At 39.1% G+C, this 17,428-nt stretch carries 17 protein-coding genes; 4 read left to right on the plus strand and 13 right to left on the minus strand.

Annotated elements, in window-relative coordinates; translation table 11 throughout:
- Nucleotides 1-32: 32 nt before the first annotated feature.
- The 10 genes from D7Z94_RS11055 to D7Z94_RS11100 form a co-directional block, all read right to left on the minus strand.
- Nucleotides 33-713 (minus strand): metal-dependent hydrolase, encoded by a 681-nt coding sequence (locus D7Z94_RS11055; RefSeq protein WP_120711607.1) that lies wholly within the window; start codon nucleotides 711-713, stop codon nucleotides 33-35.
- 29 nt (nucleotides 714-742) lie between these two features.
- The gene (locus tag D7Z94_RS11060) at nucleotides 743-2,710 is read right to left on the minus strand and encodes a sensor histidine kinase (RefSeq protein ID WP_120711608.1); all 1,968 of its coding nucleotides are present in this window, start codon (nucleotides 2,708-2,710) and stop codon (nucleotides 743-745) included.
- Nucleotides 2,711-3,472: 762 nt separating this feature from the next.
- Nucleotides 3,473-4,225, minus strand: a complete 753-nt coding sequence (locus D7Z94_RS11065; RefSeq protein ID WP_120711609.1) for a LytR/AlgR family response regulator transcription factor — start codon at nucleotides 4,223-4,225, stop codon at nucleotides 3,473-3,475.
- Between the two features lie 32 nt (nucleotides 4,226-4,257).
- Nucleotides 4,258-5,166, minus strand: coding sequence for a 1,4-dihydroxy-2-naphthoate octaprenyltransferase (gene menA, locus D7Z94_RS11070; protein ID WP_120711610.1), 909 nt, complete (start codon nucleotides 5,164-5,166; stop codon nucleotides 4,258-4,260).
- Between the two features lie 7 nt (nucleotides 5,167-5,173).
- Complete coding sequence (locus D7Z94_RS11075; RefSeq protein ID WP_120711611.1) at nucleotides 5,174-5,773, minus strand: SPOR domain-containing protein; 600 nt, start codon at nucleotides 5,771-5,773, stop codon at nucleotides 5,174-5,176.
- A gap of 188 nt (nucleotides 5,774-5,961) precedes the next feature.
- The gene (locus D7Z94_RS11080) at nucleotides 5,962-6,792 is read right to left on the minus strand and encodes a CvfB family protein (RefSeq protein ID WP_120711612.1); all 831 of its coding nucleotides are present in this window, start codon (nucleotides 6,790-6,792) and stop codon (nucleotides 5,962-5,964) included.
- Nucleotides 6,793-6,877: 85 nt separating this feature from the next.
- The gene (locus D7Z94_RS11085) at nucleotides 6,878-7,222 is read right to left on the minus strand and encodes a DUF2853 family protein (RefSeq protein ID WP_120711613.1); all 345 of its coding nucleotides are present in this window, start codon (nucleotides 7,220-7,222) and stop codon (nucleotides 6,878-6,880) included.
- 20 nt (nucleotides 7,223-7,242) lie between these two features.
- Nucleotides 7,243-9,021, minus strand: a complete 1,779-nt coding sequence (menD, locus tag D7Z94_RS11090) for a 2-succinyl-5-enolpyruvyl-6-hydroxy-3-cyclohexene-1-carboxylic-acid synthase (protein ID WP_120711614.1) — start codon at nucleotides 9,019-9,021, stop codon at nucleotides 7,243-7,245.
- 60 nt (nucleotides 9,022-9,081) lie between these two features.
- Nucleotides 9,082-10,119 carry an isochorismate synthase gene (locus D7Z94_RS11095; protein WP_120711615.1) on the minus strand — a complete coding sequence of 346 codons (1,038 nt, stop codon included), beginning with the start codon at nucleotides 10,117-10,119 and terminating at the stop codon, nucleotides 9,082-9,084.
- A gap of 1 nt (nucleotide 10,120) precedes the next feature.
- Nucleotides 10,121-10,543, minus strand: coding sequence for a PaaI family thioesterase (locus D7Z94_RS11100; RefSeq protein ID WP_120711616.1), 423 nt, complete (start codon nucleotides 10,541-10,543; stop codon nucleotides 10,121-10,123).
- Between the two features lie 72 nt (nucleotides 10,544-10,615).
- On the opposite strand from D7Z94_RS11100, the gene D7Z94_RS11105 reads away from it, so the two are divergent.
- Both D7Z94_RS11105 and D7Z94_RS11110 read left to right on the plus strand, forming a co-directional pair.
- Complete coding sequence (locus D7Z94_RS11105) at nucleotides 10,616-11,257, plus strand: alpha/beta hydrolase (protein WP_120711617.1); 642 nt, start codon at nucleotides 10,616-10,618, stop codon at nucleotides 11,255-11,257.
- Nucleotides 11,254-11,850 (plus strand): GNAT family N-acetyltransferase, encoded by a 597-nt coding sequence (locus D7Z94_RS11110; protein ID WP_120711618.1) that lies wholly within the window; start codon nucleotides 11,254-11,256, stop codon nucleotides 11,848-11,850. The genes D7Z94_RS11105 and D7Z94_RS11110 overlap by 4 nt, the downstream gene beginning before the upstream one ends.
- On the opposite strand, the gene D7Z94_RS11115 is transcribed toward D7Z94_RS11110, so the two are convergent.
- On the minus strand, nucleotides 11,823-12,755 hold the full coding sequence (locus tag D7Z94_RS11115) for a hypothetical protein (RefSeq protein WP_120711619.1): 933 nt from the start codon (nucleotides 12,753-12,755) through the stop codon (nucleotides 11,823-11,825). The genes D7Z94_RS11110 and D7Z94_RS11115 overlap by 28 nt on opposite strands.
- Nucleotides 12,756-12,910: 155 nt before the next feature.
- Here D7Z94_RS11115 and D7Z94_RS11120 point away from each other — a divergent pair, with 155 nt between their 5' ends.
- A complete protein-coding gene (locus tag D7Z94_RS11120) occupies nucleotides 12,911-13,825 on the plus strand; it encodes a metallophosphoesterase (protein WP_245967181.1) in 915 nt (304 codons plus the stop codon).
- An 86-nt stretch (nucleotides 13,826-13,911) separates the two neighbouring features.
- On the opposite strand, the gene dnaK is transcribed toward D7Z94_RS11120, so the two are convergent.
- On the minus strand, nucleotides 13,912-15,825 hold the full coding sequence (gene dnaK, locus D7Z94_RS11125; RefSeq protein ID WP_120711620.1) for a molecular chaperone DnaK: 1,914 nt from the start codon (nucleotides 15,823-15,825) through the stop codon (nucleotides 13,912-13,914).
- A gap of 157 nt (nucleotides 15,826-15,982) precedes the next feature.
- Nucleotides 15,983-16,438 (minus strand): nuclear transport factor 2 family protein, encoded by a 456-nt coding sequence (locus D7Z94_RS11130; RefSeq protein WP_120711621.1) that lies wholly within the window; start codon nucleotides 16,436-16,438, stop codon nucleotides 15,983-15,985.
- Between the two features lie 123 nt (nucleotides 16,439-16,561).
- Between D7Z94_RS11130 and panB the strand changes: the two genes are divergently transcribed.
- Nucleotides 16,562-17,380, plus strand: coding sequence for a 3-methyl-2-oxobutanoate hydroxymethyltransferase (panB, locus tag D7Z94_RS11135; RefSeq protein WP_120711622.1), 819 nt, complete (start codon nucleotides 16,562-16,564; stop codon nucleotides 17,378-17,380).
- Nucleotides 17,381-17,428 lie beyond the last annotated feature (48 nt).

A 17,428-nucleotide genomic window follows, 5' to 3' on the forward strand; every position in this document is an offset into this window, starting at 1 on the left:
CACTTTAAAATTTACCGAAAATAAGAAGAGCATCAAACGGTCAATTCCTGTCCTATATCCAATAAATGGAGTGTTTTTCCCGCTTCCTTGAACTTTCTTTTGGCCTCTTCATGGTCAATTTCAATATATCCAAAAGTGTCAAAATGGTAGCCCAATATTTCAGTACACTCAATGAAATCCGAAGCAATTATGGCATCGTCCACACCCATGGTGAAATTGTCCCCGATGGGCAGTACGGCCAAATCTAAATTTGTTTGCATGGGGATTAACTTCATATCCATGGTCAATGCCGTATCCCCGGCAATATAGACCTCTTTGTTTTCCGCTGAAAGTACGAATCCCCCAGGTTGTCCACCGTAGGAACCGTCCGGAAAGGACGAAGTATGAATGGCGTTTACATATTTTAATCCTCCGAAATCAAAATTCCATTGTCCGCCATGGTTCATAGGGTGCGCCTCAAGACCTTTGTTCTGATAGTGCACTGCAATTTCATAATTGCTTACTATGGTCGCGCCTGAGGCCTTGGCAATTTGTTCTACATCCAAAGTGTGGTCCTGGTGGGCGTGAGTCACTAATATATAATCCGGATTTAGGTCATCGATGTTTATTGTACCTGATGCCTTTTCATTGCCTGTGATAAAAGGGTCTATTAGAAGTGTTTTATTTTCAGTCTCTATAAGCAAGGAAGCATGGCCCAAAAAAGTAAATTTCATTATTGAAGAGTTTAAGTTACTCTTCAAATTTATTTAAAATTGAACCAAAAACGAACCCCTTCGGCAGTTTTATCAATGTTCAATTTGGTTTGTAGCTGATTGGCCAAACGGTTCATTAATCGTATCCCCATAGAGGAGTTGGTCCGTTCCTCGGTATCTTCCGGTAGACCGACCCCGTTGTCCGAATACTCAAAAAAGCCTTCTTTATCTCCCATTTTTCTAAGATGGATATAAATCTTACCGTTTTCTTCGTCATAGGGAAAAGCATACTTAAAGGAGTTGGAGACCAGTTCGTTCAAAATGAGCCCAAAAGGGATAGCCCTATCAATATCCAATTCTACCCCTTCGGCGTCTATTGTAATATTGATATTGTGTCCGCCTTTTTTGTAGACCGATTGTACGCTATTGATCAAACTCTCGATATACCCCTGCATTTCAATTACGGAAAGGTCATCGTTCTGATACAGTTTTTGATGAATCAATGCCATGGCCTTTACCCTACTTTTTCCTTCTTCAAGGGCCTCAATAGCCGCTTTACTTCTTGTGTTTTTAGTTTGGAGGCTCAACAGGCTGGAAACCATTTGTAGGTTATTTTTAACCCTATGATGTATTTCCTTCAGGAGAGAATCCTTTTCTACCAGGGAATTTTCGATTATATGTTTCTGTTCTGCGATCAACCGTTGGTTCTTTATACTTTTTAGATAGGCATAAACCAAACCTGCAAATCCCAACAACGTAAAAATCAAGGAAATGAACACCAGGTTTATCCGTTCATCCTGTGCTATCATTTCACTGCGCTGCTCTTCCAAAGCCTGTTTTTGGGCTGCCATTATGGACCGTGTGTTAGCCTTTTCCTCAGCCATGACCGTGGCCAATTGTTGCTTTCTCAATTCTGATTCATTGATACTTATAGAATCGTTGATTCGAATGTTCTTACGCAAATAAAGTGAGGCATTTTTATAGTCGTCGGTCCTCTCATAATAAATGGACAGTAGCCTATTCTTTTTTATTTTGTTTTCTGTTTTCCTAAGCTGCATATCATCGCTCAAAAAGTCCGTAGCCCTTTCCAAATCCGCCAATTGCAAGTAGCATTCGGCAATGGCCAGGCGATTTTCGATGATATCCGCAGAATACAACCCTTTGGTATACTCGGTCATTTCTTCAATACTCTGCTCCAAAAAAGGAATGGCATCCTCATATTCTCCCAATTGCAAATGACATTTTCCTATATTCCCGCGTATTTTACTACTTAAAAGGTTTGCTTCTTGAACTTCTGCATCAGATTTGATCTTGGTAACATCGTTCAAAAATACATCTATGAACCCTTTGGCTTTTTTATAAGAGTTAAGGGAGGTAGGTGTGGATTTGTCCAACCTTAGGTAGGTTCCGACATTATTGTAAAATTCGGCCTGGGCAAAATAATCCTTTTCGTCCACGGTTTTTTTAACGTGTTCAAAGTAATCGTCCATGGCCTTGCGATGTAATCCCAAATTGGAATAAATGTCATAAAAAGCAATGTTCTCCGTTATCCCCAATTCCTTCTTTTCCTTCCGAATATCTATTTGTTCCGCGTAAAGCTCCAATTTGGAATAGTTCTCGTCCATGAGATTTAAGAGAGTGGTTCTGGTATCCAGATCAAGGCTTTCCTTTTTGACATACAGTTCCTTGTTTATGGCAAGACTCTTATCATAATCCCCAATATCATAATATATCTGGGACTGCATAAGTTTGTATTGCTTTACCGCGGTTGTATCTTCTTGTTTTTGGGCGTTATTAAGAAATACATTCACCGTATCCAACCAATCATAGGCTGAATTCTCCAAATAACGATTTGGAGCATTGAAAAAGAACTCGAATCTTTCTTCGAGCGTTTCCTTATTTTGAAATTTTCTAAAAAGACCTTCACCAGTTTCAGTGGAATCTTGGGCAACCACAGAACTTATGCAAAAGAGACAATGGAAGAATACTAATAAGGTTGTGCCAAGCAGATTTTTCATATCATAGTACGGGAACAAAACCAAACATACCGTTATAGTTTGGTCTTGCGAAATTTTTGTTGTAAACCGAATCAAAAGTTTGGTGCGTTTCCATTATTGCAAAAACGTCTTTTTTACTACACTAATTGTTCTCAAATTCTTTTTTTAACCATAATCTAAAATAGACTTGAGTTGAACGTGGATATTAAAACCAAAATAAGACCACATATGCGCGAAAAAACCCTATAAGCACATAAAGCCTCCGTACAATTACATCAAAAAATAAAATGATAAGTTTTGGGGTGTCCTAAAGACGGTTCAAAAATATTGTATGAAGGCCATCCTTTTTGAATATTGTTGTGTAACCCTCGTTTTTTGTTGTGAAAATCAGAATATCATTCCGGGGGTGTATTTCATCTGATTTTTTGAGCATTTGGCCGGAGTTATATAAGGCCAAATTTCTAAAAGAAAATAAAGATAGGTTTCTCTCTTCTTTGCAATTACTTCAATTTACAATTTCTCGAAAATAGAAAACCAAACAATAACTAAAAAGAGCCCTGCCATTAAGACACGACTCTTTTACGAGAACACTATATGAAAATGAAAAAACTATTAATTCAATTGAAGCTTGTAAATTAATACAGGACCAAAGTAATTTACTTTGAGACACGGGCAAAATTAATGTTGTGAAGGAGCTAAAAACTGTTGTGTCCAAGCTATAAACCGCTATAAAAAAGAAGACATGCGCCACATGTCTTCCGATTCTGTATAAAATGAAAGATTTTAAGAGTTCATTGCAGAAATGATAAACTCTTTGAAATCCTTTGATATTGGAATTAGGGTATTGTTTATCATTATATCCTTGGAGTTTATGGCATCAATATGATCCACATTCACAATATAGGATTTATGGGCCCTGTAGAATTTGTTCTTCGGTAATTTCTCTAAATAATCCTTTAACGGGGACCTTACCAAAAACTTTTTGTCCACGGTATTTACTTCCAAATAAACATTGTCCGCCTTTATGAACTGTATGTCTCCAAATTGTATCCTGTAATACAAGTGTTGCTTTTTAACAAAAATGGAGTCCTTTAAGACAGAATTGGACATTGGGGCTTCTACCGCGTCATTCTCTTCACCTGCCGTTTTACCAGTACCATAAGTAAAATTGGAAAGTGCAATTTCTATAGAGGTATATAAATCCTGTTGTTCAAATGGTTTTACCAAATACCCATTGGGTTTAACCGTCTTGGCATTTTCTACCGTGGCACGATCAGAGTTTGAGGTAACGAAAATAAAGGGTATGTCATAGTTCTCCCTAATGTGTTTGCCCAAATCGATTCCAGTCTTATCGGAGGCAAGTATAATATCGATCAAGACCAGATCAACCTGCTGTGTCCTTAAAACCTCCTCCGCTTGCTCGTATACTATTACGTTATCAACAATCTCATAACCAATCTCTTCTAGCATAGATTGCATATCGTCCGCAATGATAACATTGTCCTCTACGATAAGAATTTTTATAGGTTGTTCCAAAGTAGTTGTGGTTTAGATGGTTAGACTCAAAATTACAAAAAATTATTAAAACTGATATAGAATATGATGGCGAGAGCAAAAGTATTTAGGGCCAATTTCTTAAGTTCCGGGTCCAACAGGACAGGGGCATCTGTTTTATAAACACGGTGCATATGAATAAAAATTGGTATGAACAGTACTAAGGAAATAAAATGGTACCAATTTGTAAAGTTCAGTAAAACAAACCAAAGCAATGTCGCAAATCCACTGAGCAAAAGCAATGAGTGATAGGTCTTACCATTTTTAAATCCAATTCGCACCACAAGGGTGTTCTTATCCGCTTGCGTATCGGATTCATAATCCCTTAGGTTATTGAGGTTAAGAACACCTGTACTTAAAAAGCCTATGGTACAGGCCGGCAAGAGAGCTTCCAAATGAAGAACCTTGGTGTTTAGGAACATGGATCCCAAGACAGCAACCAAACCGAAAAAGATAAAAACAAAAAGATCTCCCATTCCTTTATACCCATAGGCAGAAGATCCTACAGTATATTTTATAGCGGCCCAAACACTTGCTGCGCCCAACACTATAAAGAGTAAGAGGTAACTTATTTGTTCTTTTCCAAATGCAGCGTAAACCACAACAAGAATTAAAAAAAAGTTAAGAACGCTTGATACAACAATTCCTTTTTTCAACTCTTCCTTGGATAGCAGTCCACTTTGTAAAGCCCGTTTTGGCCCTATCCGAGACTCATTGTCCGTACCTTTAACACCATCGCCATAATCATTGGCCAAATTTGACGTAATCTGGAATCCTATTGCAGTAAAAAGTGCCAAAACAAATACCAGAACATCTACTTTTCCGTAAAAATTGGCCAAGGCTGTTCCTACAATGATACCAGATATCGATAGCGGTAGGGTCCTTAAGCGTAAGGCATCCAACCAAATCTTAGTTTTTGGCAAAATTTCTTTAATAGGGGTCTTCTATTTGGATTCTCTTGCCATCTTGGTAAGAGGCAACGAAAGCATCCTGGAAACCGAGATCTACCAGCTGTTTTCTAAATTTTTGGGCTTCTTCCAAAGTCTCAAAATTTCCTAAGGAATACGAATAAAACGGGTTGGTCTTAACAAACATGGTATTGGTAAGCGCCTTTGAAGCAAGCGTTACATTATTGTCTACAAAAGATTTAATCTGAACGGAATAAATTTTTTCCTTTTCCAAAAACTTCTTGGCCAAATAGAATTCATTCACCAGACTAAGCTCCTGATTTTGTAATTTAAGATTATCTATGCGTGTTTTTATGGCATCCAAACTGTCAATGGAAACCAGCAAGTTTTCCTGCTTTTCAAAACCATTGGAACTACTTAGGCCAGCCGTAAAAGATGTAATGGCAAGGGTACCGATAAGGAAAAGTCCCGTAACGCCGGCCAAGACGTTTCGCTGTATCTTACTTTTTTTGAGCTCCTTGTTCTTGAACTTTATTTGATCTAGAAGACGTTCATTGATTATCTGAGCCTTGTCGATATCCTTGTGCAATTCCAGTAAATCGCTTTCTTCAATGAATGGCATGCAGTGTATAGTTTTATGGGGTATATCTTGTGTTAAAGTTAACCAAAATACTTTAATGTTAAAAAGGTTCTATATCCTTTGTTGCAAAAATATAACTTTTGGTGGCATAGGAAAGGAAAACTGTGGTTAAATTGGTATAGTGAATTGATTTTCATTTTGTTAAAGAAAATTCGTTTCACAATTTATACTCAAATAACCCGAATGCCATTTTCTTTTATTTCTATTTTTCGGGCTTTGTATAATGTCCCTACACCTTTCTTGAATGTCTTTTTGCTCATTTGAAGTGTCGCTTTGATATCTTCAGGATCTGATTTATCGTGAAGTGCCAAAAAGCCATCATTCTGCAGGAGGGTCTCGTAAATCTTGTTTGCTGCGGGTTCCAGGACATTGACCCCCATAGGTTGAAGTGATACATCAATTTTATTGTCAGGTCGTATGCGTTTAATAACACCTTTGGTATTGTCCCCTATCGCTACTCTTTTGAAGATTTCATTGGAATAGACCAATCCTTTATGCCGATTATTAATTATTATCTCCCAACCCAAATCTGTACTTCGCGTAAAAATCAAATCTACTACTTCCCTTTCCTTGATGGATAAATCCTCATTATCCAAAAACTTGTCCAATTTATTGGATGCTACCAAACGTTCGGTTTTCGTATCCAGATAACAAAACACCACGTACCAATGGCCCTCTTTCATTTTTGACCTTTGCTCCCTAAACGGCACCAAAAGATGTTTTTCCAGGCCCCAATCCATAAAAGCTCCAAATTCGTTTACCTCAGCTACTTGTAACAACTGAAACTCGCCCCTCATTATTTCAGGCTGCAAGGTTGTTGCAATCGGGCGTTCTTCATGATCCAGATAACAGAAAACTTCAAGTTCTTCCCCTATTTCATAAGTTTTAGGCACGTATTTGTTTGGCAGAAGTATCTCATTGCCTTCATCATCGCCCAGAAAAAGTCCCACACTGGTATCCCTTAAAATTCGAAGACGATTAAATTTTCCAAGTAGAAACATGATGCAAAAGTAGCGTTTAAAAATTCTATAAAAAAAAGCCGTCCGCCAATTGGCGGACGGCTTCTAATCCTTACAAAATAAGCTATTAGTTATACGTAGAGGCTTTGTCAAAATGTTTGCATAACATATAGTAGACAACCGCTCTGTATTTGCTTTTTACGGAGCTACCGTACTTATCCACCACGGAATTAACGGCATCCATCAGTTCAGGCCCGTCCGATAAACCCAACTTTTTTACCAAATAATTGTTCTTAACGGTTTCCAATTCCTTGTCGTCCGCCCCGGAAACTTTAGAAGCATCCAAATTGTAAATGGCAGGACCTAGTCCAATAGTAACTTTGGTCAATAAATCCATGTCCGGTGTTTCACCAAATTTTTCCTTGATGTCAGCGGCATACTTAGCTATCAATTCGTCTCTTTTACTGCTCATAATAGTTAGTGTTCTATAAATTAATGGTTAATAAAATCCGAAGATAAAAAATCAAAATAACCGAGCAAAATTTTATCGTTCAATAATCTCGGAGTCCGAATTTCCAATAATTTAGGTTTATCGGACTGTTCATAAAAAAACTTCAATGCATCTTCCAAGTCCTTTGACCTACTTACTTCGGTATGCTCAAAACCATACAAATTACAGATATGCTTCGCATCCAAATTTTGGACAGTTTCAAAATAGGTCTCAAAATTCGGAGTATCCTCCTTGCCTGGTAAAATCCTAAAAATTCCTCCTCCGCCATTATTTATCAGTAGTATCCTAAAATCGGATCGGATATGTCCGTTCCAAAAAGCATTACTATCATAAAAAAAACTCAGATCTCCGGTAATTAACAAAGTAGGTTTCTTACTATATACTGAGGCTCCAATTGCTGTTGAGGTACTCCCGTCTATGCCACTGGTGCCTCGGTTGCAAAACATTTTTATGGAAGGATGCCAATTAAAAAGCTGAGCGTAGCGAATGGTGGAACTATTGGCCAAATGCAATTGATAGTCCCTTGGCACACTGCTACCTATGTAGTAAAAGGCCAAGAGATCTGAAAATGGGATCCGATGTATATATTCCAGTCTCTTTAATCTAAAATTTTCCTTGATATTCTGCCAGTAATCGCGATAATTACCTTTCGTATTTTCCTCATATACATCGGACAGTATGAGTTTTAAAAAACGGTTAGGATCCATTTTTATATGATGGGAGAGCGAAAAAAAAGTGTCATAGGCCTTTATTTCATCAATATGCCAATGTTGTTCGGCCTTATACTGCCGTAGAAATGCCTTGATTTTTTTTGAAACGATCAACCCCCCAAAAGTCAGTAGAATCTCAGGTTGCAACTTCCTAAACAAATTATCCTTTTGGTCTAACTTTTCTATGGGCGCAACTAAGGTATCTATACTTGGGAAGAAATTGGGATGATGTAGATTCGATGTTGTTTCGGTAAAAACGATTACGGAAGGGTCATCGGCCAATATATCCAAAACCTCCTGATCAATGCTATTTGGGTGACTCACCCCTACCAAGACCAGCTTACGTTTAGCAGTTTTCCAAATTGAGGTTAAGTGCTCTATATCTAAGCTTGAGGACAGATCTTTTTCCTGATTGAAGACTATATTGGGCTGTAGCGTACCTTCATCAATAAAATCATACAAAGGTTCCTCGAAGGGGACGTTAATATGTACTGGGGTGTTATGGGCATATGCCAAGTTTATGGCTTCATTTAAACTAGTATCATTGAAAGATTGGATTTTTTCCTGGGTATTTTCAACGGTATTTTCGGTAATTAAATATGGCGCATATTTTTTTACCTTTTCCACTGCATGTGAAACGTCTTGTTTTAAATTAACCGAGAATCCTATGTGCCTATGGAACACATCGTCCTGACGTATCGTCTGTCCATCTCCGATATCTATCTTATAACTAGGCCGATCAGCCGAAATGACAATTAGGGGAATATTACTGTAAAAGGCCTCGGCAACTGCAGGATAATAGTTTAAAAGAGCACTGCCCGAAGTGCATACCAGAGCGACCGGTTCTTGTAAATACTGCGCAATGCCAAGTGCGAAAAAAGCAGCACAACGCTCATCCACAATGCTGAAACATTTAAAAAAAGAGTTTTCAGAAAACCCAATGGTCAAAGGGGCATTTCGCGAACCCGGGGAGATAACGATATTTTGGACACCTTTTGCCTCACAATGCAAAATAATGGTCTGGGCCAAGGGAATGGTGGAATATCTCATGTGGGACAAAAATACAACGAGGGTAATTCTAAACCAATCTAAACCAAAAAAACTAAAGGTTTAAATAAGCTGTAACAATGTCTTACTCTTGGCCACGGTCTCATCCCATTCCTTTTCGGGATCCGAATCTTGTGTAATACCTCCGCCAGTATAAACAACAACTTTGTTCTCCTTGATTTGCGCACAGCGCAGATTCACATATAATTTAGTTTCAGCGTCAAAATTAAGCTCTCCCAAAAAGCCGGTATAAAATTCCCTATCGTAGTTTTCGTTATCATGGATAAAATCAAGGGCCGGTTGCTTTGGGAAACCGCAGATTGCAGGTGTCGGATGCAAGAATCTAATAACAGAACCTAGGCCATCTTCCAAAAAGACTCCGGAAATCTTAGTTCGTAAATGCAGAAGGTTTCCTGCTTTGACCGATTCTAATTCTCCTTTTTTGATGTCACTGGCCTTATCCCGGAGAACATCAAGTATATAATCCGTCACCAAATCCTGTTCCTTCAACTCCTTTCTACCCCATACTACCTGATCATTTCCACTATAGGGTAGCGTTCCTGCCAATGAAATTGTATTGAATTCCCTATTTCTAACCTGTAACAAGATTTCAGGGGTTGCTCCTAGCCAAAGCCCTGTATTGGGATGAAACCAGAGGTAACAGAAGGCATTTGGGTATGTGGGCAGAAGACTTTGGAACAGTTCCAGTGGATTCTCATTAAAATCCATTTCAATTTTACGGGATAGGACAACTTTTTTTAAATCCCCTTGTTGTATTGCGGCTATACCCTTTTGGACCAGATCAAGATGAACCTTCTTCTGTTCCAAATCAATTTGGATTTCCGTACCGCTTTTACAATTTGGAGGTGTGCCAAAATCAAAATCGGCTTCATGTTTTTCATCGGGACGCAATAGTACGGTGGGTTTCCATTCAAAAGCGGCCATTACGAACCCCGTTTCCGTAAAATCCGAAACGGAATGCAATGTATCGTCCTTTTGAAAAAGAGCCGTAACCTGAGTATGATTCGGCTTCCTGTAAACAACGAAAGGAAGTCTGTCCCTAAATTGGGCGGACACCTTGTCCATAAGTGCCAAAGACATACTAACTTTTTGGTAGGGAAATGGTGGTTAATTTACATGAAGAAATCAAGTTTTCTTGCGCATCCGTAATCTTAATTTCCCACAATTGGGTAGTACGCCCCTTATGGATTAAAATTGCCTTGGCAAACACATCGCCATCCCGTATGCTTTTTACATGATTGGCGGATATTTCTATACCTCGGACAAAAAATTTTTCCGCATCCAAAAAAATATAGGACGCCATACTCCCGACGCTTTCGGCCAAAGCAACGGATGCCCCGCCATGTAGGACACCGTCAGGTTGATGGACCTTAGCGTTAACGGGCATTTTGGCCACAAGATAATTCTCGCCCACATCAATATATTCGATCTCTAAATTTTCCATCATTGTGTTTTTCGAAGAATTGTTACAGACCTTCAAAATTTTTTCCTTAAAATCGTCCATGAAACTTTTTTTACAAAACTACGTATTGCCTTGTGAACAAATGGTACTACTTGGAAACAGATTTTAAAAACCATGAAAGAAAAAAGAATACGTTACAATACCACAGGTACCTATGAAACATTGAACAATTTGGAAAAATCCACCAAAAATGTTTGGATAGTACTTCATGGGATGGGGTACTTAAGTCGATTTTTCTTGAAACATTTTAAGGGACTACCGGCCGATGAAAACTACATTATGGCTCCCCAGGCCCCTTCCAAATATTATTTGGACAGTGAATACAAACATGTAGGAGCCAGTTGGCTAACAAAAGAAAACACCATTCTGGAAACCAAAAATGTTTTGGCTTATTTGGAGGCCATATGGGAAGCGGAAAATATTCCCGAAAATTGTAATTTAATCGTTCTCGGTTTCTCACAGGGAGTTTCCATTGCTACGCGATGGGTGGTTCATAAAAAACTGCCGGTTCATCAATTGGTGCTTTATGCCGGTGGAATCCCTGATGAACTGATTCCAGCGGATTTTGATTTCTTAAGACGGAACAAAACCAAAATCAAGATATTTATAGGTAACAAAGATGAATATATAACCGAAAAAAGGTTGAAAGAAGAATTAAAAAAAATTCGGTCACTTTTTGAAGGGCAGGCTGAAGTGGTTATTTTTGAGGGCGGTCATGAACTTAAAAAAGAAATCATTAACAGCTTAGTCGAATAACAGTGGTAGTTACTTTGGAAAACCTACGGGTAAAACTTAGCCCGTTAAAGCCGGAAGATTCCGATAATTTATTTCCAATCGCCCAGCAAGAAAAGTTGGTCCAATACTCCCCTTCCGATATTGCCACGTTACCTGCACTAAAAAATTATATCGACATAGCATTGGAACAGCAACTTCAGAAGACCAGTATCCCATATGTTATTTTTGACAAAAACACACAGTCCTATGCGGGTTGTACGCGATATATGAACATCGATTGGAAGAACAAGGTCTTACATATAGGATCTACCTGGATAGGAAAAGAATTTCAGGGAACGGGACTCAACAGCAATGTGAAATTTTTGATGTTGCAACATGCTTTTGAAGAGATAGACTTCGAAAAGGTGGAGTTTCGCATAGATGAAAGGAATGAACGTTCTAGAAAAGCGGTGGAAAAACTCGGTGCAAAACTGGAAGGCATATTGCGCGAAAATGTATATCTACTGGATGGCTTTAAAAGAAACACCTGTTGCTATGGGATTTTACATCATGAATGGAAGCGAATTAAATCCGAACGCTTCGCAGGCTATTCCTCCTCTTCAACTTCCTCTTGAAATTCGAAATATTTTATTCGTCTCGTAGTATAGGCGTTGTCTGGAGTAATAATCTGCTTCACCCAATTGCCCTGCTCACGGTCATCGTATTGGTAGATATATTCCTTTACCTTCTCGGAATTTCCTTTTTTTTCAACCAATTTCGAAAGTGCCCCACTACTATCATAAGTAAATATAGTGGTATGTTCCGGTACAAATTGTTGGGTCTTTTCATCATATCCAAAATGAATGGTGGAAATCAATTGGTCGGATGCATCAAATATTTCCTCCTTGGCGGTAATAGGGTCTCCGTTTAGGAATTTTTTGGTCAATATCACCTTTTCTAAAGTACCATTCTTAGCTTTTCGACTGGAAGTCCGAATAGATTTTTGCTCAACCCCATTTAATCTGTAGGTTCTTGTTTGCTCGTCTTTATATGAAGTATATTCAATACCGGTCTCGTCCGTACCATTGTTATTGGTCCGAATAATTTTAACCACTCTATCATCAGTATCATAAAAATATTCATATTGGTCCACGAATTCCTTCTCATAGGAAACTATTTTTTCAGTAATCTTTTTAGTTCCAAGGGTATCCAGTTCATAAAAATGGGCAATGGATGTGCTGGTATCAAAGGTATTCTCTCGATAATTTTCTAAGCGCTTTTCCTTTAAAAAACCTCCATCATATTGGTAATAGGTTACATCATAGTCCGAGTCGCTATAACGGGTAACCGATTTGGCCAACAATCCATTTTCATCAAAATCATATTCTTCCTTCCCGTAATCAGTGATTACCAAGCATGATTTTACATCACCGTTTAAATCAAAATCCTCCCTTGTGAATATTTTAATTTCTTGGGAAAAGATATTGGTTGCAATGAAGTTTAGAACAAAACAAAAAAACAATATGTAGTTTTTTATCATAGTGCAATATGGTAAAGTCGATGTAGTTAAGGTTCAAATAACAATTCAACGTATCAAAAGTACTTTATTTAAAATCAATTTCCATACCAGAAGTTGCCGTAAAATCCTGTTGTACCTATCTTTACCATGGTATTGTATATCCCAAAAATAAAATCATGACACGGACCTTACTTTTTATGCTACCTTGGTTTTTCTTAATCGGTTGCTCTCAAAAAAAGAAAACCAGTACAAAATTTCCTGAATTCGAGATTGGGGTGGTGGCGGACTGTCAATACTGTAATTGTAAATCAGGTAATCAACGCTTTTATAGGCAATCACCAATGCGCCTAAAGGAAGCTATAGATACTTTAAATACATATCCTTTGGATTATTCCATTCACTTGGGAGATTTTATCGACCAAAGTTTTGATAGCTTCGATACGGTCGCCCCTATTTGGGCGACACTAAAATCCGATCGGTTCCATGTATTGGGAAACCATGATTTTAGTGTGGCAGATTCATTGAAACCTTATGTTTTTGAAAAAATGGAATTGAACGATCGTTATTATAGCATAGTAAGGAACAAGTGGCGATTTATTGTCCTGGATGGGAATGACCTAAGTTTACATGGGGCACTCTCCGAGTCGAAAAAGCAACAGACCGATTCACTTTTTAATCTGTTGGAAGGAAAAAACTTGCCGAACGTTGTTCCTTGGAACGGTGGGTTAAGCAACGACCAGTTGAATTGGGTAGAAGATCAGTTAAAACTGGCCACAATGAACGAGGAACGTGTGGGTATGTTTTGCCATTTTCCAGCTTTGGGTGTATCCAATGCACACAATTTATTGAACTATGAAGAATTACTAAGCCTTATCGAAGAAAATGATTGTGTGAAATTCTATTTCAATGGCCATAACCACGCCGGTGATTATATTGAAAAAGATGGCGTTCACTACTTGACTTTCAAAGGGATGGTGGATACCCAGGATAGTACTTCATTTGCAAGGGTAGCCTTTAAAAAAGATTCAATATTCGTGACCGGCTATGGTAGAGAGCTTTCAAGAAAGTTTAAAATAAATAGCCGACCATAGCTTTTCCATAGTAAGATAAACTGAATAAAAAAAGGGCACTATCATGTTTGAAAGTACCCTTTTAATCATTATCTCTTAAATAGTGTTTATTTCACCTCTTCAAAATCTACATCCTCAACATTATCACCTTCCTTGGCGTCTCCTCCGCTAGCAGCTTCCTCTCCATTGGGTGATGGGCCGCCTGCTTGCTGGGCCTCCGCTTGTGCTTTGTACATCTCTTCAGAAGCAACTTTCCACGCTTCGTTAATTTTCTCCAAAGCAGGAGTAATTACGGCCAGATCCTTGCTTTCATAGGCTTTCTTAAGTTCCTCCAAAGCATCCTCGATCGGTTTTTTCTTGTCATCGGACAATTTATCCCCGAATTCCTTTAGTTGCTTTTCGGTCTGGAATATCATTCCATCGGCCTCATTCAATTTATCAGCCGTTTCTTTGGCTTTTTTATCGGATTCGGCATTCGCTTCTGCTTCCGCCTTCATTTTCTCGATTTCCTCTTCGGTCAATCCGGAAGATGCCTCGATACGAATGTCCTGGGACTTATTTGTGGCTTTATCCGTAGCGGAAACCTTAATAATACCATTTGCATCGATATCAAAAGTAACCTCTATTTGAGGTGTTCCTCTTGGTGCTGGAGGAATCCCATCCAAATGAAAACGTCCTATGGTTTTGTTATCACCCGCCATGGGTCGTTCTCCTTGTAGTACATGAATCTCTACCGATGGTTGATTGTCTGCTGCGGTGGAGAATACTTGTGATTTTTTGGTAGGAATCGTAGTATTCGCATCGATTAACTTGGTCATTACACTTCCCATGGTCTCAATACCCAAGGATAGTGGTGTAACGTCCAACAACAATACATCCTTCACGTCACCAGTCAATACCCCACCCTGTATAGCTGCACCAACGGCAACCACCTCATCTGGGTTTACTCCTTTAGAAGGTTTCTTTCCAAAAAACTTTTCAACAGCTTCCTGTACAGCTGGGATCCGGGTAGAACCACCTACTAAAATAATCTCATCGATATCGCTCTTTGAAAGTCCGGCAGCTTTCAGTGCCGTTTCGCAAGGTTCGATAGTGCGTTTAACCAAATCATCGATCAATTGCTCAAATTTGGAACGCGAGAGACTACGAACCAAATGCTTTGGCCCGGATGCCGTTGCTGTTACGTAAGGCAGATTGATTTCTGTTTGTGAAGAAGCAGACAATTCAATTTTTGCCTTCTCGGCAGCTTCTCGTAAACGTTGCAGGGCCATAGCATCATCGCGCAAATCGATGCTCTCATCTTTTTTGAACTCTTCCGCCAACCAGTCAATAATTTTCTGATCCACGTCATCACCGCCCAAATGGGTATCCCCATCAGTAGCCAGTACCTCAAATACACCATCACCTAATTCCAAGATGGAAACGTCATGCGTACCACCTCCAAAGTCGAAAACTACGACCTTTTGATCGGTATGTTTCTTATCCAATCCATAAGCCAAAGATGCTGCAGTTGGTTCATTGATAATCCGCTCAACGGTAAGTCCGGCAATCTCACCTGCCTCTTTTGTGGCTTGGCGTTGTGCATCGTTAAAATAGGCCGGAACCGTAATTACGGCCTTGGAAACATCTTGTCCCAAATAATCCTCGGCAGTCTTTTTCATCTTTTGAAGGACCATCGCAGAAAGTTCTTGGGGCGTATATAAACGCCCATCTATATCTACACGGGGCGTATCGTTATCACCTTTTACTACTTTATAGGGCACACGGTTCGCTTCCTTGCTGGACTCGGAGTATTTATTTCCCATAAACCGTTTAATCGAATAAACCGTTTTACCAGGGTTGGTTACCGCCTGTCTTTTGGCCGGGTCACCGACCTTGATCTCACCGCCCTCAACAAATGCAATAACCGAAGGAGTGGTCCTTTTGCCTTCCGCATTGGGAATGACCACCGGTTCGTTTCCTTCCATTACAGAAACACAGGAGTTGGTAGTACCCAAATCTATTCCTATTATTTTACTCATTCTCTATGTTTTAAATATTAGTCTTTTTTATAGTCGATTTCTAAATGTCAAACAATATGCCAAGGGCGAGAAAACTGACAGGATGTCATTTTGAATAAGCTTTAGTCTTGAAAAATTAGCTCAAACAAGGGTCGTAAGTACAATTGAGGTTGCGAAATCAATCACAACCCTCCTTCCTTCGAGTATCGATTAAATAAATGATTTTCCAATGGTCTCCATCCCTAAACAGTTGAAAGGAATTGACCCCACAATGATGGAATTCCCCATTTATCCAAAACTCATAAGGTGTCCAAGCATGGGCCATAGCCCCATCTATTTGTATGTGATACGACTTAATTTTCTCTTCAAATTTTGTAGTTTTTGGGATACCGACAATGGATTTGAGAAAATCGGGGAATTTATCCTTTCGCACATATTTCTTCCCTTCCTTGTTCTTGGCAATGGTCTGCAAGATAACTGTATGGGAAACTGTCTTCTTAATAATCGTGGAGTCCTGATTATGAAATCCATCAAAAAAGGTTTCGATGGTTCTTTGCACTGAGGCTTCACCGCTTTCCTGGGCGGAAGCCGCAAAACAGATTGTAACAAAAAATAAGTTTAGTACGTGTTTCATTCAATATGTATTTGATTCAAAAATAGAGAAAGATTCTACATTTTGATTCGTAATACAAGCTATTTCGCGGAAAGAAGGAATAACAACAATTTCCTTACATTTATCCCGCCTAAACAAAACTAGATGTCCACAGCAAAAAAAGAATATAAGCGGGTGACGGTTAAGTCGCTCGTGGAAATGAAAAAAAACGGAGAAAAAATTTCCATGCTTACCGCATATGACTATTCCATGGCCAAAATCGTAGATGCGGCCAATGTGGATGTTATTTTGGTAGGCGATTCCGCCAGTAACGTTATGGCCGGCCATGAAACTACATTGCCCATAACCTTGGATCAGATGATTTATCACGCAACATCCGTAGTTCGAGCGGTGAAAAGGGCCCTAATTGTTGTCGATATTCCCTTTGGCAGCTATCAAAGCGATCCTAAAGAAGCTTTACGCTCGGCCATACGGATTATGAAGGAGAGTGGTGCACATGCCATTAAATTAGAAGGCGGTATTGAGATAAAAGAATCTGTAAAACGAATCCTCAACGCAGGAATCCCGGTTATGGGCCATTTGGGCCTTACACCCCAGAGTATCTATAAATTTGGCACATACACGGTCCGGGCCAAAGAAGAAGAAGAAGCCAAAAAATTGATAGACGATGCCCAACTTTTGGAAAAACTGGGATGTTTTGGTATTGTGTTGGAAAAAATTCCGGCGAAGCTTACAAAAAAAGTGTCCGAGGGGCTTACCATTCCCACAATTGGAATTGGAGCTGGTAAATATGCGGACGGTCAAGTTCTTGTTATCCATGACCTATTGGGAATGACCCATGAGTTTAATCCTCGTTTTTTGAGACGATATATGAACCTTTATGAGGATATGGGCAACGCAATTTCTAGATATGTGACCGATGTGAAAAACAAGGATTTTCCCAGCGACGAAGAACAATATTAAAGTTTCCAATCAGGTAACAACCATCAAATTTTAGTTTTCTTCGTGTCT

Origin of the sequence: Ulvibacterium marinum (genome assembly GCF_003626755.1) — a bacterium.
GTDB lineage: Bacteria > Bacteroidota > Bacteroidia > Flavobacteriales > Flavobacteriaceae > Ulvibacterium > Ulvibacterium marinum.

Bases quoted from the DNA above. Each gene is read 5' to 3' on its own strand.
- D7Z94_RS11055 (WP_120711607.1), bottom strand. From the start codon at position 713: ATGAAATTTACTTTTTTGGGCCATGCTTCCTTGCTTATAGAGACTGAA.
- D7Z94_RS11060 (WP_120711608.1), bottom strand. From the start codon at position 2,710: ATGAAAAATCTGCTTGGCACAACCTTATTAGTATTCTTCCATTGTCTC.
- D7Z94_RS11075 (WP_120711611.1), bottom strand. From the start codon at position 5,773: ATGCCATTCATTGAAGAAAGCGATTTACTGGAATTGCACAAGGATATC.
- D7Z94_RS11080 (WP_120711612.1), bottom strand. From the start codon at position 6,792: ATGTTTCTACTTGGAAAATTTAATCGTCTTCGAATTTTAAGGGATACC.
- D7Z94_RS11085 (WP_120711613.1), bottom strand. From the start codon at position 7,222: ATGAGCAGTAAAAGAGACGAATTGATAGCTAAGTATGCCGCTGACATC.
- menD (WP_120711614.1), bottom strand. From the start codon at position 9,021: ATGAGATATTCCACCATTCCCTTGGCCCAGACCATTATTTTGCATTGT.
- D7Z94_RS11095 (WP_120711615.1), bottom strand. From the start codon at position 10,119: ATGTCTTTGGCACTTATGGACAAGGTGTCCGCCCAATTTAGGGACAGA.
- D7Z94_RS11100 (WP_120711616.1), bottom strand. From the start codon at position 10,543: ATGGACGATTTTAAGGAAAAAATTTTGAAGGTCTGTAACAATTCTTCG.
- D7Z94_RS11105 (WP_120711617.1), top strand. From the start codon at position 10,616: ATGAAAGAAAAAAGAATACGTTACAATACCACAGGTACCTATGAAACA.
- D7Z94_RS11115 (WP_120711619.1), bottom strand. From the start codon at position 12,755: ATGATAAAAAACTACATATTGTTTTTTTGTTTTGTTCTAAACTTCATT.
- D7Z94_RS11120 (WP_245967181.1), top strand. From the start codon at position 12,911: ATGACACGGACCTTACTTTTTATGCTACCTTGGTTTTTCTTAATCGGT.
- dnaK (WP_120711620.1), bottom strand. From the start codon at position 15,825: ATGAGTAAAATAATAGGAATAGATTTGGGTACTACCAACTCCTGTGTT.
- D7Z94_RS11130 (WP_120711621.1), bottom strand. From the start codon at position 16,438: ATGAAACACGTACTAAACTTATTTTTTGTTACAATCTGTTTTGCGGCT.
- panB (WP_120711622.1), top strand. From the start codon at position 16,562: ATGTCCACAGCAAAAAAAGAATATAAGCGGGTGACGGTTAAGTCGCTC.